18 protein-coding genes are annotated in these 20,315 nt (G+C 49.9%); 10 read left to right on the top strand and 8 right to left on the bottom strand.

Annotated features, from left to right (window positions below):
* Window positions 1–267 precede the first annotated feature (267 nt).
* From MNO13_RS14120 to MNO13_RS14090, 7 genes are all read left to right on the top strand, one after another.
* Complete coding sequence (locus tag MNO13_RS14120) at window positions 268–915, top strand: YchE family NAAT transporter (RefSeq protein ID WP_064547324.1); 648 nt, start codon at window positions 268–270, stop codon at window positions 913–915.
* Window positions 916–1,676: 761 nt separating this feature from the next.
* Window positions 1,677–3,311 (top strand): oligopeptide ABC transporter substrate-binding protein OppA, encoded by a 1,635-nt coding sequence (gene oppA / locus MNO13_RS14115; RefSeq protein WP_064547322.1) that lies wholly within the window; start codon window positions 1,677–1,679, stop codon window positions 3,309–3,311.
* Window positions 3,312–3,528: 217 nt separating this feature from the next.
* A complete protein-coding gene (gene oppB / locus MNO13_RS14110) occupies window positions 3,529–4,449 on the top strand; it encodes an oligopeptide ABC transporter permease OppB (protein WP_064547319.1) in 921 nt (306 codons plus the stop codon).
* A gap of 14 nt (window positions 4,450–4,463) precedes the next feature.
* Window positions 4,464–5,372, top strand: a complete 909-nt coding sequence (gene oppC, locus MNO13_RS14105) for an oligopeptide ABC transporter permease OppC (protein ID WP_064547317.1) — start codon at window positions 4,464–4,466, stop codon at window positions 5,370–5,372.
* An 11-nt stretch (window positions 5,373–5,383) separates the two neighbouring features.
* The gene (oppD, locus tag MNO13_RS14100) at window positions 5,384–6,397 is read left to right on the top strand and encodes an ABC transporter ATP-binding protein (RefSeq protein ID WP_064547315.1); all 1,014 of its coding nucleotides are present in this window, start codon (window positions 5,384–5,386) and stop codon (window positions 6,395–6,397) included.
* Window positions 6,394–7,398 carry a murein tripeptide/oligopeptide ABC transporter ATP binding protein OppF gene (gene oppF, locus MNO13_RS14095; protein WP_064547313.1) on the top strand — a complete coding sequence of 335 codons (1,005 nt, stop codon included), beginning with the start codon at window positions 6,394–6,396 and terminating at the stop codon, window positions 7,396–7,398. The genes oppD and oppF overlap by 4 nt, the downstream gene beginning before the upstream one ends.
* Window positions 7,399–7,478: 80 nt before the next feature.
* Window positions 7,479–8,285 carry an ion transporter gene (locus tag MNO13_RS14090; RefSeq protein WP_064547311.1) on the top strand — a complete coding sequence of 269 codons (807 nt, stop codon included), beginning with the start codon at window positions 7,479–7,481 and terminating at the stop codon, window positions 8,283–8,285.
* A 50-nt stretch (window positions 8,286–8,335) separates the two neighbouring features.
* Here MNO13_RS14090 and MNO13_RS14085 read toward each other — a convergent pair whose 3' ends face one another.
* Window positions 8,336–8,665, bottom strand: coding sequence for an HI1450 family dsDNA-mimic protein (locus MNO13_RS14085; protein WP_034455830.1), 330 nt, complete (start codon window positions 8,663–8,665; stop codon window positions 8,336–8,338).
* A 37-nt stretch (window positions 8,666–8,702) separates the two neighbouring features.
* Window positions 8,703–10,163: a cardiolipin synthase gene (gene cls / locus MNO13_RS14080; protein WP_064547309.1), complete on the bottom strand. Its 1,461-nt coding sequence runs from the start codon at window positions 10,161–10,163 to the stop codon at window positions 8,703–8,705.
* Between the two features lie 205 nt (window positions 10,164–10,368).
* Between cls and MNO13_RS14075 the strand changes: the two genes are divergently transcribed.
* Window positions 10,369–10,551, top strand: a complete 183-nt coding sequence (locus MNO13_RS14075) for a YciY family protein (RefSeq protein WP_074388575.1) — start codon at window positions 10,369–10,371, stop codon at window positions 10,549–10,551.
* A gap of 47 nt (window positions 10,552–10,598) precedes the next feature.
* Here MNO13_RS14075 and MNO13_RS14070 read toward each other — a convergent pair whose 3' ends face one another.
* Both MNO13_RS14070 and MNO13_RS14065 read right to left on the bottom strand, forming a co-directional pair.
* Window positions 10,599–10,754: a hypothetical protein gene (locus MNO13_RS14070; RefSeq protein WP_157092958.1), complete on the bottom strand. Its 156-nt coding sequence runs from the start codon at window positions 10,752–10,754 to the stop codon at window positions 10,599–10,601.
* Between the two features lie 112 nt (window positions 10,755–10,866).
* Entirely contained in the window at window positions 10,867–11,124 is a 258-nt protein-coding gene (locus MNO13_RS14065; protein WP_064547307.1) for a YdgH/BhsA/McbA family protein, read from the bottom strand.
* Window positions 11,125–11,412: 288 nt separating this feature from the next.
* Between MNO13_RS14065 and MNO13_RS14060 the strand changes: the two genes are divergently transcribed.
* Complete coding sequence (locus MNO13_RS14060) at window positions 11,413–11,760, top strand: hypothetical protein (RefSeq protein WP_064547305.1); 348 nt, start codon at window positions 11,413–11,415, stop codon at window positions 11,758–11,760.
* A 77-nt stretch (window positions 11,761–11,837) separates the two neighbouring features.
* Here the strand turns inward: MNO13_RS14060 and MNO13_RS14055 are convergent, their stop codons facing one another.
* Complete coding sequence (locus MNO13_RS14055; RefSeq protein ID WP_064547302.1) at window positions 11,838–12,134, bottom strand: YciI family protein; 297 nt, start codon at window positions 12,132–12,134, stop codon at window positions 11,838–11,840.
* Window positions 12,135–12,357: 223 nt separating this feature from the next.
* Here MNO13_RS14055 and tonB point away from each other — a divergent pair, with 223 nt between their 5' ends.
* Complete coding sequence (gene tonB, locus MNO13_RS14050) at window positions 12,358–13,077, top strand: TonB system transport protein TonB (protein WP_064547300.1); 720 nt, start codon at window positions 12,358–12,360, stop codon at window positions 13,075–13,077.
* Window positions 13,078–13,139: 62 nt separating this feature from the next.
* Here the strand turns inward: tonB and pqqU are convergent, their stop codons facing one another.
* From pqqU to MNO13_RS14035, 3 genes are all read right to left on the bottom strand, one after another.
* Window positions 13,140–15,263, bottom strand: a complete 2,124-nt coding sequence (pqqU, locus tag MNO13_RS14045) for a TonB-dependent receptor PqqU (RefSeq protein ID WP_121815564.1) — start codon at window positions 15,261–15,263, stop codon at window positions 13,140–13,142.
* 244 nt (window positions 15,264–15,507) lie between these two features.
* Window positions 15,508–16,974 carry an L-asparagine permease gene (gene ansP / locus MNO13_RS14040; protein ID WP_064547296.1) on the bottom strand — a complete coding sequence of 489 codons (1,467 nt, stop codon included), beginning with the start codon at window positions 16,972–16,974 and terminating at the stop codon, window positions 15,508–15,510.
* Between the two features lie 209 nt (window positions 16,975–17,183).
* Entirely contained in the window at window positions 17,184–20,279 is a 3,096-nt protein-coding gene (locus MNO13_RS14035) for a beta-galactosidase (protein WP_241938920.1), read from the bottom strand.
* Between the last annotated feature and the right edge of the window lie 36 nt (window positions 20,280–20,315).

Raw genomic sequence — 20,315 nt, 5'->3', positions numbered from 1 at the left:
TGAGTAGGTTTTTTGTGACTTGCATCACATTATCCTAAGGCTGACTCCATTCAGCATGACAGATTCAGGTTATTGATAAGTCTTTAAAATTCTTGTCACAGCAAAGCTAAAACAAACTACCATATTTTCAACAAGTGAGTAACAATATTGTTTAATATCGTAATTGTGCATAAAAGTAGTTATCTATGCTGCGAAAGGGCGTAGCGCCAGAACTGGTTTTCCATTACATTACCGCGGCCTTTGCTACGTTCATTTGCGGAGTTTTTAGTGGCTCAATCCTTATTTGATTTGCCAACCTATTTTAAGTTCTTTATTGGCCTGTTCGCGCTGGTAAACCCAGTTGGGATCATTCCCGTGTTTATCAGCATGACCAGCTACCAAACCGCGTTGGCGAGGAATAAAACAAACCTTACCGCCAACCTGTCAGTAGCGATTATTTTATGGACGTCGTTGTTCCTCGGTGACGGTATCCTCCAATTATTCGGCATATCAATTGATTCCTTCCGAATTGCCGGCGGCATTCTGGTGGTGACCATTGCGATGTCGATGATCAGCGGTAAACTGGGTGAAGATAAACAGAACAAACAAGAAAAATCAGAAAGTGCTATTCGCGAAAGCGTAGGCGTCGTTCCGTTAGCTCTTCCATTAATGGCAGGTCCTGGTGCAATCAGTTCGACTATTGTCTGGGGCACGCGATACCACAGCTGGAATTATTTAATCGGTTTTACGATTGCCATTGCGCTCTTTGCTTTTTGCTGTTGGTTAGTTTTCCGTCTAGCTCCTTTGCTAGTGCGCCTGTTAGGGCAAACGGGGATTAACGTTATTACCCGTATAATGGGTCTGTTATTGATGGCTCTGGGTATTGAATTTATTGTGACTGGTCTGAAAACTATTTTCCCAGGATTATTAAGTTAGTTCTGCTGAAAGCTACATATGAAAAAGCAGAATAACCATTCTGCTTTTTTTTGTTAAATTCCCACAAACTGATTTGAATCATAAGCGCTGCTGTTCTTTTCACTAGAAAACCATTCATAAGAAAATGCTTTGGAAACCGTATATTAGCGGCCCCGGCATTTGTCCGTTGTACATAAAGTTAACAATCAAATCGTTATTTAACTAACCCTACACAATGATGCTTGCTGCAGCTTTATTGAGATGATATTAGTTAATCAAGCTGTCTTGTAGATGAATGTGCTAAAAAATAACCAATTGTTAATTTTATGTGAACGCTAGTGTGTTGTGTTCATGTTGCAACAGAACAAGCCAGATTAACACTGCAATTTCTTTATTTTTTAGTGTGTTAACTCGACAAAATGCATTGATGCAGCATCTTTCCAGACGACGTTCTGGATAGATAAAAGAGAAATGGTTAACAAATTTGCAAATTGTATTGGCGGGAATTAGGTGCTTTTGATACTTTCCGGACAACACAATTATCTGAAAAATGTTTCATTTACAGATGACTCATCAAAATCAACCTCAGTACAGGGTAGGTTGATTAAGAATCGACGGAGCAGGGTGCCATAAAGAGCATCCCCCAAATAAAGTCGGTGATAGCAAGTAAGACAAAAAATAAAGCCTGGCAGTTGCATAACGCTCTTGCACTGTAAAGGAACCCCTGAGGGGAAGAGGCTGGCTTTCGGGTCGGTAATTATAATGAGTGGAGTATCAACACAATGTCCATCATCACAAAAAAAAGTCTGGTAGCAGCAAGCATTTTATCCGCGCTAATCGTAGGCAATGTGGCCATGGCGGCCGAAGTTCCTGCCGGTGTTCAACTGTCAGAAAAGCAAACGTTGATTCGCAATAACGGTGCTGAACCACAGTCTTTGGACCCAAACAAAATTGAAGGTGTTCCTGAGTCAAACGTGAGCCGTGACCTGTTTGAAGGCTTACTGATTACCTCTCCAAAAGACGGCCACCCAATTCCGGGCGTGGCAGAGTCCTGGGATAATAAAGATTTTAAAGTCTGGACCTTCCATCTGCGTAAAGATGCGAAATGGTCTAACGGCGAGCCAGTCACGGCACAAGATTTCGTCTATAGCTGGCAGCGTCTGGTTGATCCAAATACTGCTTCCCCATACGCAAGCTACCCGCAATACGGCCATATCGTAAACGTTGATGCCATCATCGACGGCAAAATGAAACCAAGTGAACTGGGCGTAAAAGCCATTGACGACCACACGCTGGAAGTCACTCTGAGCGAGCCTGTTCCTTACTTCTACAAACTTCTGGTTAACCCGGCGATGTCCCCGGTGAATAAAGCGGCCATTGAGAAGTTTGGTGAGAAGTGGACCCAACCTGCCAACATCGTGAGCAACGGTGCTTACAAACTGAAGGACTGGGTGGTTAACGAACGTATCGTGATGGAGCGTAATACCAATTATTGGGATAACGCGAAAACTGTTATTTCACAAATTACTTATCTGCCAATCTCCTCTGAAGTCACGGATGTTAACCGCTACCGCAGCGGCGAGATTGACATGACATATAACAACCTGCCAATCGAACTGTTCCAGAAGCTGAAAAAAGAAATTCCAGCTGAAGTACACGTTGACCCGTATCTGTGTACTTATTACTACGAAATCAACAACCAGAAAGCTCCGTTTAACGATGTGCGCGTCCGTACCGCTCTGAAACTGGGCCTGGATCGTGACATCATCGTTAATAAAGTGAAGGCGCAGGGCGATCTGCCAGCTTACGGCTACACGCCTCCTTATGCTGACGGTGCAAAACTGACTAAACCTGAGTGGTTCTCATGGACTCAGGAAAAACGTAACGAAGAAGCTAAGAAATTGCTGGCTGAAGCGGGCTACACCAAAGACAAACCGCTGACCTTCGACCTGCTGTACAACACTTCCGATCTGCACAAGAAACTGGCCATCGCTGCCGCTTCTATCTGGCAGAAAAACCTCGGTGTGAACGTTAAGCTGGTAAACCAGGAGTGGAAAACCTTCCTTGATACTCGTCACCAGGGCAACTACAACGTTGCACGTGCTGGCTGGTGTGCGGATTACAACGAACCGACTTCCTTCCTGAACACCATGTTGTCTGGCAGCTCAATGAACACCGCGCATTATAAGAGCCCGGCCTTTGACGCCATCATGGCGGAATCGCTGAAAGCAACAGATGAAGCACAACGTGCCGCCGCGTACGATAAAGCGGAACAGCAGTTGGGCAAAGATTCTGCAATCGTTCCGGTTTATTACTACGTGAACGCCCGTCTGGTGAAACCATGGGTAGGCGGTTATACCGGCAAAGACCCGATGGATAATATCTATACTAAAGATATGTATATCATCAAACATTAATGGCAATTCGTGGGGTAAGTTTTACCCTTCATACTTCACGCGGCAGGTGCGTTAACTGCGCTCATTCACCCCAGTCACATAGTTTGTCTATGTTCCTGGGGATTCATGAGTTTGTTGCCTTCCTGCACCGTGAATTATTTAGGGTAAAAAGGGTAGGACTTACCCCATCGTGTCTTATTTAATCGCATGCTAAAGGCACAGCCAGAAGGTACGGGCAATGTTGAAATTTATTCTACGTCGTTGTCTGGAAGCAATTCCGACACTCTTTATTCTTATAACTATTTCATTCTTCATGATGCGTCTTGCGCCGGGTAGTCCATTCACCAGCGAACGCGCGCTTCCGCCAGAAGTGATGGCGAACATCGAAGCTAAATATCATTTAAACGATCCAATCACGACACAGTATTTCAGTTATTTGAAACAACTGGCACACGGTGATTTTGGCCCGTCATTTAAATACAAAGATTATTCAGTAAACGATTTGGTCGCCTCAAGCTTCCCTGTCTCGGCAAAATTAGGTGCTGCTGCATTTATCTTTGCGCTTGTTTTAGGTGTTTTAGCGGGGGTCATCGCCGCACTGAATCAAAATACCAAATGGGATTACGCCGTAATGGGGGTGGCCATGACGGGGGTTGTTATCCCGAGTTTCGTGGTGGCGCCATTACTGGTTCTGATATTTGCGATAACACTTAAGTGGCTGCCCGGAGGCGGGTGGAACGGCGGTGCCATTCAATACATGATCCTGCCGATGGTTGCACTTTCATTAGCTTATATTGCGAGTATCGCGCGTATCACTCGTGGCTCAATGATTGAAGTGCTGCACTCTAACTTCATCCGTACAGCTCGCGCTAAAGGTTTGCCAATGCGTCGCATTATTTTGCGCCACGCGTTAAAACCGGCTCTGTTACCCGTACTGTCATATTTGGGCCCAGCTTTTGTCGGTATTATCACCGGCTCGATGGTGATTGAAACCATTTACGGGTTACCGGGTATTGGCCAGTTGTTCGTAAACGGAGCATTGAACCGTGACTACTCACTGGTTCTGAGCCTTACCATTCTGGTAGGCGCGCTGACGATTCTCTTTAACGCGATTGTTGACGTGCTGTACGCCGTTATCGATCCAAAAATCCGTTACTGACACTGGAGTTCGCCATGATGTTGAGTAAGAAAAACAGCGAGGCGCTGGAAAACTTCAGTGAAAAACTAGAAGTAGAAGGCCGTAGCCTTTGGCAAGATGCCCGTCGCCGTTTTATGCATAACCGTGCCGCGGTTGCCAGTTTGATTGTTCTGGCGATTATCGCGCTGTTCGTGGCCTTTGCGCCGATGCTGTCGCAGTTTAGCTACTTTGATACCGACTGGGGAATGATGTCGGCAGCACCAGATATGGAATCCGGGCACTACTTTGGCACAGACTCCTCCGGTCGAGATCTGTTAGTTCGCGTGGCAATCGGCGGGCGTATTTCTCTGATGGTGGGTGTCGCTGCGGCGCTGGTCGCGGTAGTCGTTGGCACATTATACGGCTCGCTCGCGGGTTATCTGGGCGGTAAAACCGACTCAGTGATGATGCGCTTGCTGGAAATCCTCAACTCCTTCCCATTCATGTTCTTCGTGATTTTGCTGGTGACCTTCTTTGGGCAAAACATCCTGCTGATTTTTGTGGCAATCGGGATGGTTTCCTGGCTGGATATGGCGCGTATCGTCCGTGGCCAAACTCTGAGCCTGAAACGTAAAGAGTTCATCGAAGCAGCCCAGGTTGGCGGTGTCTCTACCGTTAACATCGTTGTTCGTCACATTGTGCCAAACGTACTCGGCGTGGTGGTGGTTTATGCCTCGCTGCTGGTGCCAAGCATGATCCTGTTCGAATCTTTCCTGAGCTTCCTGGGTCTGGGTACACAAGAGCCATTAAGTAGCTGGGGTGCATTGCTGAGCGATGGTGCCAACTCCATGGAAGTGTCCCCATGGTTGCTGATGTTCCCGGCAGGCTTCCTGGTTATCACTCTGTTCTGTTTCAACTTTATCGGCGATGGCCTGCGTGATGCCCTCGACCCGAAAGATCGTTAAGGAGTGCCGCGATGAGCACAATTGAAAATCCTGCGGTGGTGACTCCACTGAGCCAGACTTCTACGCTGTTAGACGTAAAAGATCTGCGCGTCACCTTTGGTACTCCAGATGGTGACGTTACGGCGGTAAACGATCTGAATTTCAGCCTGCGCGCCGGTGAAACACTGGGCATCGTAGGTGAATCCGGTTCCGGTAAATCGCAAACAGCATTTGCGTTGATGGGCTTGCTGGCGGCGAATGGCCGTATTGGCGGGTCGGCTAAATTCAACGGTAAAGAGATCCTGAATCTGCCAGAGAACCAACTCAACCGACTGCGTGCAGAGCAGATTTCCATGATCTTCCAGGACCCAATGACCTCACTGAACCCTTACATGCGTGTAGGTGAGCAGTTGATGGAAGTGCTGATGCTGCACAAGAAATTGGGCAAAGCCGAAGCCTTTGAAGAATCTGTTCGTATGCTTGATGCGGTAAAAATGCCCGAAGCGCGTAAGCGTATGCGCATGTTCCCGCATGAGTTTTCCGGTGGTATGCGTCAACGTGTGATGATTGCGATGGCGCTGCTGTGCCGTCCAAAATTGCTGATTGCCGACGAACCGACCACTGCGCTGGACGTCACCGTTCAGGCGCAAATCATGACGCTGCTTAACGATCTCAAACGTGAGTTCAATACTGCGATCATCATGATTACCCACGATCTTGGCGTAGTCGCCGGGATCTGTGACAAAGTGCTGGTGATGTATGCAGGTCGTACTATGGAATATGGCCAGGCGCGCGACGTGTTCTACAACCCGGTTCATCCTTACTCCATCGGCCTGCTCAACGCGGTTCCACGTCTTGATGCTGAAGGCGAATCTTTGCTGACCATTCCTGGCAATCCACCAAACCTGTTACGTCTGCCGAAAGGTTGCCCGTTCCAGCCACGTTGCCCACACGCCATGGAAATCTGCAACACGGCTCCGCCGCTGGAACAATTTGGTGAAGGCCGCTTACGCGCTTGCTTTAAGCCAGTGGAGGAGTTGGTATGAACGCCGTGACACAAGATAAAAAAGTCCTGCTGGAAATTGCCGATCTTAAAGTTCACTTTGATATCAAAGACGGCAAACAGTGGTTCTGGCAACCCTCCAAAACGCTGAAAGCGGTTGATGGCGTGACACTACGTTTGTACGAGGGTGAAACGCTGGGTGTGGTAGGGGAGTCTGGCTGCGGAAAATCGACCTTTGCCCGTGCCATTATCGGCCTGGTCAAAGCCACCGAAGGCAGAGTTGCGTGGCTGGGTAAAGATCTGCTGGGGATGAATCAGGACGAGTGGCGCGATGTGCGCAGCGACATCCAGATGATTTTCCAGGACCCGCTGGCATCACTCAACCCGCGAATGAACATCGGCGATATTATCGCTGAGCCGCTGCGTACCTATCACCCGAAAATGCCGCGTCAGGAAGTCCGTGACCGTGTGAAAGCGATGATGATGAAAGTGGGCTTGCTGCCAAACCTCATCAACCGTTACCCGCACGAATTCTCAGGCGGCCAGTGTCAGCGCATCGGGATTGCCCGCGCGCTGATCCTTGAGCCAAAACTGATCATCTGTGACGAACCCGTTTCGGCACTCGATGTATCCATTCAGGCTCAGGTGGTGAACCTACTGCAAAAACTGCAACGTGAAATGGGACTGTCGTTGATCTTCATCGCCCACGACTTGGCGGTGGTAAAACACATTTCAGATCGCGTCCTGGTGATGTATCTGGGTCATGCAGTTGAGCTGGGTACTTACGACGAGGTGTACCACAACCCGCTGCATCCTTACACCAAAGCCTTGATGTCTGCGGTACCCATTCCCGACCCGGATTTGGAAAGAAACAAAACGATACAACTTCTTGAAGGGGAGTTGCCATCGCCTATTAACCCGCCGTCAGGCTGTGTTTTCCGTACCCGTTGTCCTATTGCTGGGCCAGAATGTGCCAAAACTCGCCCGGTGCTGGAGGGCAGCTTCAAGCATGCCGTTTCCTGTCTTAAGGTAGACCCGTTATAATCTCGCAGGGCTGGCATGATGCCAGCCCTTTTTGTTTGTGAGGTTACTTGCCTGTGCTTATTCTTGTTACCCGTCAGCGGATGTACCATCTTCTCTTTGATCAAAAAACGCGCTCAGGCCGACGCTTTGAAGCGTTATGCGGGTTATTCGCTTTACTCAGCGTGATTGCGGTCTTTATCGAGTCAGGACTCGGCACGCAATACCATCTGACCTACGATGAATGGCAGCTCTTTGTGGCTCTGGAAATTGGCTTCACTCTGCTGTTTACGCTGGAGTATATTCTGCGGGTGCTGTGTTGGCCTGACCCCAGAAAGTACGTCTTCAGCTTCTGGGGCTTCATCGATCTGGCGACGATTTTGCCGCTGTACGTGTTGTGGCTGTGGCCTGAAATAGGCGTCAATTACGTGTTTGCGTGGCGCGCAATGCGTGCAATCCGCGTACTTAGAATACTCAAACTGCTGCGCTACATGCCGACGTTGCACACCTTATGGCAAGCTATTGTTAATGCTCGCCACCAATTGATTCTGTTCTATTCCTTTATTCTCATCGTGATGGTGGTCGCTGGTGGCCTGATGTACGGCATTGAAGGGCCGCCAAACGGTTTTACTAACCTGGGGACGTCGGTGTACTGGGCGGTGGTGACGGTGACGACAGTGGGGTATGGCGACATCACTCCGCATACCGGGCCGGGGCGCATGGTCGCTTCAATTCTTATCTTGATTGGTTACTCGGTGATTGCCATCCCAACCGGGATTATTACCGCGCATATGACTAACGAGTTTCAGAAACAGCGGAATGCCCGTTTGTGCCCAAACTGCCATAAAGGCAATCACGACGAAGAGGCTCGATTCTGCAAATCCTGCGGGAGTGCGTTACCTAAGCTGTAGGTCAGATGTAAATGGCGGATGACGCTAACGCTTATCCGCCCTACAAAGGCTTATTCGCGCCAGAGAATATGGCAAAGTTTGTGGTCTTTTTCGCGGCACAACAGTACACGTGCGAAGATGTCGTTAATTTCACCGCCATCGGTATCGGCCAGGCCAATCACCACTTCGGCGAAGAAATCAGGGTTCAGATCGAAATCCACATGTTCCTGCCAGTCTTCTGCCGGGTCAAAAAGCTCAGCACCGCCGCGCTCTTCAAATTGCAGATTAAACAAAATTACATCGGCTGGGTCGAGGTTATCGACCGCCAGCTCAAGAAAAATATCGTAAGCCTGCTCGAGGGTTTCATCTTCTGTCAGGCGATTGTTCAGATCCATTTCCATGTCTGGTTCCACTTATTAAATACTGATGCGCCACGTTTTACAGCAACGGGCTAAAGAAGTAAAACAGTCGCTCTACCACGCGCTGCCACATTGGACGCTTAACCCACAAACGCTGGTCTAACAGGCGAGAGCGGGAGATATAATCGTCTTGTACCGCCGCCAGATCGCTGGCAAAACCGGAGTCATCAATCACCAGCGTAATCTCGAAATTAAGCCACAAGCTGCGCATATCCAGATTCACGGTACCGACTAAACTCAATTGCCCATCGACCAGCACACTCTTGGTGTGCAGCAGACCGCCTTCAAACTGGTAAATTTTCACCCCAGCAGCCAGTAACTCAGTGAAGAAGGCTCGGCTCGCCCAGCCCACCAGGAGAGAGTCATTCTTGCGTGGGACAATAATACTCACGTCGACGCCACGTTGCGCCGCGGTGCAAATAGCATGTAGCAAATCATCACTCGGGACGAAATAAGGCGTCGTCATAATTAAATATTCACGCGCCGCATAAACTGACGTTAGCAGCGCCTGATGAATTAAGTCTTCCGGGAAACCAGGACCTGAGGCAATGGTATGAATGGTATGCCCGGTCGCCTCTTCAAAAGGCATAATATTCGCGTCTGGAGCCGGTGGTAAAATACGCTTACCGGTTTCTATCTCCCAGTCACAGGAATAAACAATCCCCATCGCGGTGGCGACCGGGCCTTCCATACGCGCCATTAAATCGACCCATTGCCCGACGCCAGCATCCTGTTTAAAGAAACGCGGATCGACGAGATTCATACTGCCGGTGTAAGCAATGTAGTTATCGATCATCACCATTTTACGGTGCTGGCGTAAATCCATACGGCGCAGGAACACACGCATCAGGTTAACTTTGAGCGCCTCAACCACTTCGACGCCAGCGTTACGCATCATATTCGCCCACGGACTGCGGAAGAACGCGACGCTACCCGCAGAATCGAGCATTAATCGGCAATGAATCCCGCGACGCGCGGCTGCCATCAGCGATTCAGCAACCTGGTCAGCTAAGCCCCCTGGCTGCCAGATATAAAACACCATCTCGATATTGTGGCGAGCCAACTGGATGTCACGAATCAACGCGTGCATCGTTTCATCTGACGTGGTGAGCAGTTGGAGTTGGTTGCCTTTGACACCGCCAATCCCCTGGCGGCGCTCACACAGCTGGAACAGTGATGTCGCCACTTCGCTGTTTTCTTCGGCAAAAATATGTTTGCAGCTTTTAAGATCGTTCAACCATTTGGCGGTTGATGGCCACATGGCACGCGCGCGCTCTGCGCGGCGTTTACCCAGATGCAGTTCGCCAAATGAGAGATAGGCGATGATCCCAACCAGCGGAAGAATATAAATGATAAGAAGCCATGCCATGGCTGAAGGAACTGCACGACGCTTCATCAAAATTCGTAGCGTCACGCCGGCTATTAAAAGCCAGTAACCTAAAATTATCAGCCAACTAAAGACTGTATAGAAGGTTGTCATCGTTCAAAAATCCTTTAGAAACCGTATGCTTTTGAGTTTACGCACAACAGCCAGCGGTTAACACTAAAACTATACCCAAAATTGGGAATACGAGCAGCCAGCGGGCCAACAGCTTGAAGTGTGACGGGTATAATCGTAAAACGACTGGTCTGTAGGGCAGAAGGCACTATAATGGCGCGTCTTACATGCAACCCGAGTCGTAAAAATGAGGCGTAGTAGAACTGAGGTCGGACGGTGGCGTATGCTTCGTCAGACGCAACGGCGCAGATCGCGTTGGCTGGAAGGTCAGTCACGCCGCAACATGCGCATTCACGCCATCAGAAAGTGCCAGACAAACCGCGCGCGTAATTCCTTGCTGTTTGCTATTCACGATCAATGGGCGTCGTAAAGAAAAGGGCACCGCTCGCGGTGCCCAGTATCATTTAGCTGCGACCTTTAGAAGAAATGCATCGCAAGTACAATAATCAGAACTGTTATTGTGGCCGCCGCCACTAACACCATTGGGTGACTGGCCAGCCAGGCATTCCAGCGAGCTTCCTGATTTCCCACCGATTGCTTATGTTGTTCATAAGACTCATCAAAAAGATCCATGAAAATTTCCCGACAAATTCAATAACAGCATTAACTTAAAATTACCCATTCAGTACGCTGCGCATTGTCACCTTTTGTGAATCTTTGAACAATGTTTCCTGGTTATCCAATGTTATTTGTAGAGGGTCGCCTCTCCGTAGACCTGCCCATCATCGCTACTCTCGGTCGTGATCGTATAGGCTGATGCACCGTTGTTTATTGCTTCTGCTTTAAGGGAGTTTTCCACTTCTTCAATAGTGCTCCCCCTTGCTGTGAGGGTGCCGCTTTGTTGGTTATAAGAGGTTTCATCGGCGAGAGTATCAACAGCCAGGGTCGTTATCGGAAGGGCTATCAGGACCGCAGCTACTGAAAAATAAAGTAAATTTTTCATCATTACATCCTCAAGGCTTACGAGTGATTAAAAGTAATTACCTCATAAAGTGTAGGTGAAATGACTTGGCGAAAAGTCAAAAAAACGATGGGATAATTCTCATTTTGTTAATGCTAAAACATGACGAATTTGCTGTTTTGATTTTCATGCAACACTTGTGAATTGGAACCGTGTCAGCCGATCATGATTGCGCTCGGCAGTTAGATTTATTCAATAAACCGGATAACATTGACTACTATTAGGGGGAAGCCGCTAAAGGGTTGATTTTCGTAACCTAAGGAATGAATCATGTTGAAAAAATTCTGTGTTATTGCCGTGACAGGCGTTCTTGTTTCAGGCTGTGCATCCCAGAATGATTTATCCCCACAAGAAAAGAAATACCAACGTGTAAATGCCGCCGCGCATCAATGTGCAGAAGAAGTAAAAAATAAAACCATCGAATTAACCGCCAAAGGAATGTCAACTACCGTCCGTTGGACGACCTTACAGTATGTGGTGACAGGCTCCGATGGCACAGAAAATCTGCGCGCAGTTGAGTACAGAACGTCAACAGTTCTGGATAATGACGTACCGGGGAGTGCGTGGAAAATATGCATGCAAAATGCCGATGCGTTGGTCCCAGAGTTGAAGTTCTGAGTGTCGTATTCAGAAAGAAAAGGCACTTCAAAATACGATGAGTACTTATTTGTGCCCTTTATGAATTAAAGAATAAATCAAAAGACCTTTTTATAGGGCTTGATCGCGACCTGTTTAACGACGCCAGCGGCGATATAAGGATCGGCCTCGGCCCAGGCTTGTGCATCTTCTAGCGACGCAAACTCAGCAATAACCGTTGAACCGGTAAAACCCGCAGCCCCTGGATCATTGCTATCAACGGCAGGCATTGGCCCCGCGGTTAACAAGCGACCTTCATCGCGTAAAAGTTGTAGGCGTGCAAGATGGGCAGGGCGCACAGCTAGCCGCTTTTCGAGAGAATCGGCATTATCTTCCGCATAAATGATATACAGCACGTGCAGCACTCCTTTTGATATGAGGGTTGTAAAATACGGTAAGTGAATGGCGCAAAGACTGCAATTGAAACATAAACAAGATGTTAAATCGCGGTCACGAATGGGGGAAAAACCTGCAGGTGGAAGGAAAAAGAGCCACTTTCTTCGATGCGTTGTTGAATATGATTGCTATTTGCATTTAAAATTGACGCCTGTTTAAGAGACTTAAGCCATTATGACGTCAATGACCCTTGATTTACCTCGCCGCTTTCCATGGCCAACCGTTCTCTCGGTTGTGATACATGGTGCTGTTGTCGCGGGGTTGCTCTATACCTCGGTACATCAGGTTATTGAGTTGCCAGCGCCCGCACAGCCTATCAGTGTCACCATGGTGACCCCGGCTGAGCTCGAACCCCCACAACCTGAAGTGGTGCAACCGCCTCCGCAGCCGGTAGCAGAACCTGAGCCAGAACCGATTCCCGAACCGCCAAAAGAAGCGCCGGTAGTCATCCATAAGCCTGAGCCGAAACCCAAACCAAAGCCTAAGCCAAAGCCGGTGAAAAAAGTGGAACAGCCGAAGCCAGAAGCCAAACCGGTTGAACCCCGTCCAGCAACTGCGGTAACCAACACTGCACCAGCTCGTCCGGCACCGGTTGCTAAAACGGCACCAGTGGCGTCTACCGCTCCGGTTGCGACAGGGCCACGCGCGCTTAACCGTAATTCGCCACAGTATCCTTCTCGTGCACATGCGTTACGCATTGAAGGTAAAGTGCGGGTGAAGTTTGATGTTGGCCCGGATGGCAGCGTGAGTAACGTGAGCATCCTCTCCGCAACGCCTGCCAATATGTTTGAGCGTGAAGTGAAAATGGCGATGAAAAAATGGCGCTACGAAAGCGGAAAGCCAGGCCAGGGTTTGATTGTCAATGTGGTCTTCAAACTTAACGGCGGCGCAACGATGGAGTGATCAAGCTCCTTGCCAAATAAAAACGGAACCTAATGGTTCCGTTTTTTGTTTATAAGCTGTACTTACAAGAAGGTGTAACTCAAATTCACACCCACGCCATAATTGCGCCCCGGTGCAGGTTCGAAGTAGCGACCATTACTTTCGTTGACGATGACAGAGCCGACATATTCCCGATCAAATAAGTTATCGACACGCCCCCAAACATCCAACAGCCAGCGTTCCTGAATACGCAATTTGTAACCGCTGTTGAGCGAGGCAACCGTATAAGCAGGCGCCTGTTCGCTATTCTCATCATTGGCCTGAATGTCACTCATATAGCGAACGTCAGCACCGGCATAAAAACCTTCTGGCGGTGCGTATTCCAGCGCCGCGTAGCCCATGTTACGCGCAATACCCGGAATGCGATTTCCCTCGCAATTGTCTTCACCCCCACAAGCGTTACTGCGATACGTTGCATCCAGATAAGTCCACGCCATTTTTACGCGCCAGTCATAACCTAACTGGCTATCAGCAGAAAGCTCCATGCCACGACGGCGTGTCTCACCGGCATTTTTATAGGTTGTGCGGCCACCACTACTTTGGTCGGCAACAATCTCATCGTCGGTGTCTGTCTGGAATAGCGCGGCGGTCAACAAACTGTTGCCGACCCGGGTTTTGCTGCCGATTTCTATGGTGTCGCTGGTGGATGGCTTCAGACCGAAATTCAAACCCGCCTGGCCATTATCACGATAGGAGAGTTCGTTGATGGTCGGTGTTTCAAAACCGCGACCCGCAGAGGTATACACATTCCACGCATCGTTGACTGCATACTTCAGTGCCGCCGCTGGCAGCCATTTGTGATAGCTCGCGTCACCACTGTCATCGCCATTCCGGGCAGTAATGTATTCGTCATTCGAATCGAAATAAACCGAACTAAAACGCACACCAGCATCGAGACTCAGCTTATCGGTGAATTGCCACGCGGTTTGTAGATACGGGTCAACATTCCACATCAGATTACGTTCGTCACGGCGCAAATCGCCTTTCTCACCCAAAACCGTGGTGCCATTTTCGACCACAAAGTTTTCATAGCCTTTGCGCTTTTCTGACATGGTTTCGTAATCAAGACCCGTGGTAAATGTCACTGGGACAGATAGCAGATTGCCACGGTGCGTCCAGCGTGAATCAATCCCCTGATAATGGCGGCTCAGCTCAATCACACCACCGGGATGAGTTGGGTTTAACTGCGGAGCGACGGGTATCGATTGGTATTGAGTGGTTTCGCGCACACCTGCATAGGTCATGACACTGAGGTCATCATTAGCGGTTAATTGCCTGTCGTAACGCAGGCCGGCCTGCGTTTGTTTTGTGGTTTTACGCGTATTGTACTGCTCAGCGCGAGGTGCCTGAGTGGGGTTATCGTGCCATTCCTGCTCGGTTAAACCGCCTGGGTCGTTGGCATCAATATCGACGCTATTGAGCAGCAGCGTCAATTTACTGGCTTCATTAAGGCGCACACCCAATTTGGCGTTACCGAGATTTTTTTGCGCGCTGCTGTGGTCACGATAACCATGAGTGGTAAAGCGCGAAGCCGAAACCGCGTAATCGACATCGCCTGCTTGTGTGCCATCGCCTGTTGCACCGGTGGCTTTAATGCTGTTGCGCCAGCTTCCGAAACTGCCGTAATAACTGCTGGCTTCCAGCGTTGGTGGCTGAGTTCCGGTAGTGGTGCTGACATTCACCACACCGCCAGAAGCGTTGCCGTAAAGTGCGGAGAAGGGGCCACGTAACACCTCGATACTTTCTACGCTATTGATGTCGATATTTGAGGTTTGGCCCTGGCCATCAGGCATGGTTGCCGGAATGCCATCTACATACATGCGTACGCCACGCACACCGTAAGTGGAACGCGAACCAAAACCACGAACCGACAACTGTAAATCCTGCGCATAGTTTTGACGGTTCTGGACTTGCAAGCCTGCAACACTGCCCAGGCTCTCGGAAAGATTCACACGCGGTGCCGCCTGGCGCATATCATCGCCATTAACAACACTCACAGCCGCAGGCGTATCCAACTCGGAAATCGTGCCTTGTGTTGCAGTCACGACCATCGTCTCTTCTGCCGCAAGCGCGGGCAGGGCGAACGAAGAAAGGGCCGGAACTAAGATAAGTGGAAGCGACAGCTTTCCATGTTGCACAATTTTCATCAGACATTTTCACAGGTAGGAACATTTACGCTCCGGACGAACCATCTGGAACATTCAAGTGCATATGTTAATACTTGTGATGAATGTTTGAAAAGTGTTAACGGCACATAACGTTAATGCGATGAAAAACGGCAGGCTAAAAAAATAGCCCCAAAATGGGGCTATCAGATGGCTGACAAAGGCCACTAAACAGGTGTTGCAGGGGGATTAGCGATAGCGTCATCCACCCTTTGCGCAAGTTTTGTCAGCTGGCGTTGTCTTCGTAGTGTTTATTAACATCGTGAGCGAGTTCATGGACACGTTTACGTGCACCAAACCAGCCAATGACAAGCACCAAAGCAATCAATGGGATAGAGGCGATGGTGTAGGTTCCATTCGGGTAATCAAAGGCCATCAACACTAACACGCTGAACAGGAATAACAGCGTCAGCCACGAGGTGAAAGGCGCACCCGGCATTTTAAAGCTGACATCTGCGGCTTTGCCTTCTTTAATCGCTTTGCGTAAACGCATCTGGCAAACCACGATAAACGCCCAGGAAGAAATAATACCCAGCGAAGCCACGTTAAGGACGATTTCAAAGACCTGCGACGGCACCAGGTAATTCAGGAATACGCCAATCACATACACTCCAAGCGTCACCAGAATACCCGCGTAAGGGACTTGCTGCTTGCTCATTTTCGCCATGAATTTAGGCGCTGAACCGCCCATCGACATCGAACGCAAAATACGTCCGGTGGAATAGAGGCCAGAGTTCAGGCTGGATAATGCAGCACTCAGAACCACCATATTCATAATGTCGCCGATATACGGCACGCCGAGTTTTGAGAAGAAGGTGACAAATGGGCTTTGTCCGGCTTGATAGGCATTCCATGGCAACAACAGCACCAGTAAAACCACCGAACCGACGTAGAAAAGACCGATACGCCAGATAACGCTATTAATGGCTTTTGGTACCATATTCTGCGGGTCTTTACACTCGCCAGCCGCCGTACCCACCAGTTCAATCGAGGCGAAGGCAAATACCACGCCTTGCACCAGCACTAATGCCGGTAATAAACCGTGTGGGAAGAATCCGCCGTTATCGGTAATTAAATGGAAACCCGTGGTATTGCCATCGAGCATTTTCCCGCTGCCGAGGAAAATAGTACCCACCACCAAAAAGACCACGATGGCGAGGACTTTAATTAACGCGAACCAAAATTCCATTTCGGCAAACCACTTCACGCCGATCATGTTCATGGTGCCGACTATACCCAGTGCGCACAGTGCAAATACCCATTGCGGTACATCACCGAAGGCACCCCAATAATGCATATATAAAGCGACAGCGGTAATGTCGACAATGCCGGTCATTGCCCAGTTGACGAAGTACATCCAGCCTGCAACATACGAAGCTTTTTCACCGAGAAATTCACGGGCGTAAGAAACGAAGCTGCCGCTTGATGGGCGATGGAGCACCAGCTCGCCCAGTGCGCGTAAAATGAAGAAAGAGAAGATCCCGCAAACCAGATACACCAGCGCTAACGCCGGGCCTGCCATTTGCAGACGAGCACCTGCACCTAAAAACAGACCGGTGCCAATGGCGCCGCCGATGGCAATCATTTGTACCTGACGATTACCCATCGCTTTGTGATAACCGGAATCATGAGAATTGAGCCAGCGTCGCTTGGCTGCGTGTTTTTCTGCTTCCGTTTTGTGTGTTGCTTTCATGTTAACCCTGTTCCCTTGTTAAAAGATCCCCGTGCATTTGCCTGGCATTTTTATAACTTCAGCGCCATGGCAAATCGGGCGCTAGATCCTATACAGGATTGTTAACGGACGCTAATGTCTTTTTTTGAAAAAGGGGGTTGGGGCGCGAAAAAAATGTTACGAAAATGCAACGCGGAAAACCCGCGCTGCATAGAGGAAGATGCGAGGAATCAGCGGCGCTGCCAGCTTATCGCGTAGTGATAGTGTTTTTTATCAAGCCAAAACTCGGGTGATACGCTCGGGCTCCAGGAGTCATCGCCACCTACGCCCATATGGAAACCATCCAGATTTAAACAAGTTCCAGCTTGCTTGACCAATAAATGGCGATGCGAGGTTTCGCGCAATTGTTGTTGGCTAAAGCGGCTGATATTGAAATGGAAGTTCCCCTGCCAAAGGTTGTCGCCATATTCCAGCGTCTGGGTAGCGCAGCGCAGGCCGTTTTCGGATGGGAAAACATATGGCGTATACAGATCTTCAAGCGGGCGCTGCCAGTGGCCAAATAATGCCGATTGCTGGCGATCAGGGTAGTTTTCATGCGGCCCCAGCCCCAGCCAACTGACAGGCGCATCAATTTGCGCTAATTCGCAAGTCAGCCCGATGCGCGCCGGAGGCGGGGTGCCAAAAGCCACCTCAACATCAACGCTAATATGCAGTGTGCCTTCGCAATCAATACGCCAGCTTTTATGGCTGACAAACAGCGTTTTCCCGTTGTGCTGCCAGCTATGAGTGGTGCGGATCAGCACTTCGTTGGCCAGTTGTTCGGCTTCACAATTTTGCAACTGGGATTCCAGTTGATACATGCCCGCCGCTTTCCAGCGTTCGACCCAGGCGTTGGGATCGATACGGCTGGCTTCACTGACGCCAATGTCGTTATCCAGCGGGGCGCGAGTGAACTGGTCTTGCAGTGGTTGCAGCAGTGCGGGTTGCTGCGCTTTCCACCACTGGCTTAATAAACCGGTTTCACGATTGAACTGCCAGTGGTGCTTGCCGAGGCGAATAGTGAAATGACAATGGCTGGTTTCAAGCCCTGGCGTTTCACCGCTAAATGGCAGCGGTGTGGTGCTGAGTATGCCCGGTAACTGCCATTGATCCCAGGCGCAAACATGCCCGGCTTCACACCAGTCGGTAGCGTGGATTTGCTGCACTTTCACCGTCAGCCACACGTCGCCATTTTCGGTTATCGGCGGCAGGGCATCAAAAACCAGGTTCTGTGTGCCTTCAGGGGCAATATCTAACAACACTTCACCTTCTGCGAGCAGCACTCCAGCCTGCGAAACCTCCCAAATCAGGCGCTCGTTATCGCTAGGGCGGAACAAATATTCGCTTATCACCTCAAGGCGCAATGGGGTTTCACGATGCAGGGCGAACTGAAAAAACTGCTGTGCTTGCTGGGCTTCATACAGCGCCGGATGCGGTGTGCGGTCGGCAAACACCAGGCCATTCATACAGAACTGCCGATCGTTTGGTTTGTCGCCAAAATCACCGCCGTAAGCTGACCAGGCTTCACCGTTTTCGTCATGTTTAATCAACGACTGGTCGACCCAATCCCAGACAAAGCCGCCTTGTAAGCGAGGATGCTGGCGGAATGCTTGCCAGTATTTGTGGAAGCCGCCAAAGCTGTTGCCCATGGCGTGGGCATATTCGCAAAGGATCAGCGGGCGTGTTTCATCCGGCATGCCGATCCACTTTTTAATCGACCATTTTGGCACCGCCGGGAACGGCTGATCCTGGTCGACACGCGCGTACATCGGGCAAATGATATCGGTGGCAGCACTGTTGGCACCGCCGCCTTCATATTGCACCGGGCGTGTGGGGTCGAATGATTTTATCCAGCGATACAGAGCGTCATGGTTCGCGCCATGCCCGGACTCATTACCGAGCGACCAGATGATAATTGAAGGGTGGTTAACATCGCGTTGTACCATGCGCGTGACGCGTTCTGTCATCGCAGGTAGCCAGACCGGGTCGTCACTCAGGCGATTCATTGGCACCATACCGTGGGTTTCAATGTTCGCCTCATCCACCACATATAAGCCGTAACGGTCGCACAGCCGATACCATAATGGGTGATTGGGATAATGCGAGCAGCGCACGGCGTTGAAGTTGTGCTGCTTCATTAACACAATGTCCCGGCGCATGGTTTGTTCGTCCATGACCTGGCCGTTAAGCGGATGATGTTCATGGCGGTTGGTGCCACGGATCAGCAATGGTTTACCGTTTAACTTCAACAACCCCTGATGGATTTCAACTTTACGGAAACCGACATCATAAGCTTCTGCTTCGATCGTCGCGCCCTGGTTATCGCGTAATGTCACCACTGCGCGATAAAGATGGGGTTGCTCGGCACTCCACAGCAGCGGGTTGGCGACAGCAATTTTTAATGTTGTGCGGTCAGAGTATGCGCCACGTTCATCAATAATTTCACTGCCGAGGGCTTGCTGTTTTTCGTCGATGCAATCTTCGCCGTGCCACAATTGCAAGCTGACTTGTCCAGCGCTGTCGATATTGCCTTTAACAACCACCTGCGCTTGTAACATCGCGTGGCTAAAATCTTCGTTTAACTGCGTGCTGATACGCACATCGCTGATTTGTGTGGCGGGTTTATGCAGCAGCGTCACGTTGCGGAAAATCCCGCTCATACGCCACATGTCCTGGTCTTCCAGATAGCTGCCGTCGGACCAGCGCAGCACCATGACCGCAAGGCGGTTTTGCCCTGAGTGCAGCACGCCACTGAGATCAAACTCCGATGGCAGGCGGCTGTCTTGCCCGTAGCCAATCCAGTGCCCGTTACACCACAAGTGAAACGCTGAATTCACACCATCAAAAATAATCCGTGTCTGGCCGCTCTCAAGCCAGGAAGGTTCGACACTAAATGTGAGCGAGTAACAACCAGTGGGGTTTTCTTCAGGAACGTGCGGTGGGGTGACCGGAATGGGATAAGTGACATTGGTGTAAATCGGCGCATCGAAACCATGCATTTGCCAGTTTGATGGTACCGGAAAAGTCTGTGCATCCGCTAAGTCCGCATCCAGCCAATCTTCGGGAACCTTCTCGGGTTGCGTAAAGTAGCTGAACTGCCAGTCCCCGTTCAGGTGTTTCACACTTTCTGAAACTGCGTCTTCGCGCGCAGCCCGTTCATTACGCCAGCTGGCAAACGGTGGATGAGCTGGCAGGCGGTTTAATTGCGTGACTGCCGGGTTTTCCCAGTCACGGCGGCCAAGAATCGCTGCCAGAGAGGCGGCAACAGTACCTGATTGAATTGTCATGCTGGAGGTTCCTTTGCATTTTTGTGATGCGCTCAC

It is taken from the genome of Buttiauxella ferragutiae, from assembly GCF_022637515.1.
GTDB classification, from domain to species: Bacteria; Pseudomonadota; Gammaproteobacteria; order Enterobacterales; family Enterobacteriaceae; genus Buttiauxella; species Buttiauxella ferragutiae.
This window is presented reverse-complemented; position numbering and strand designations above follow the sequence as displayed.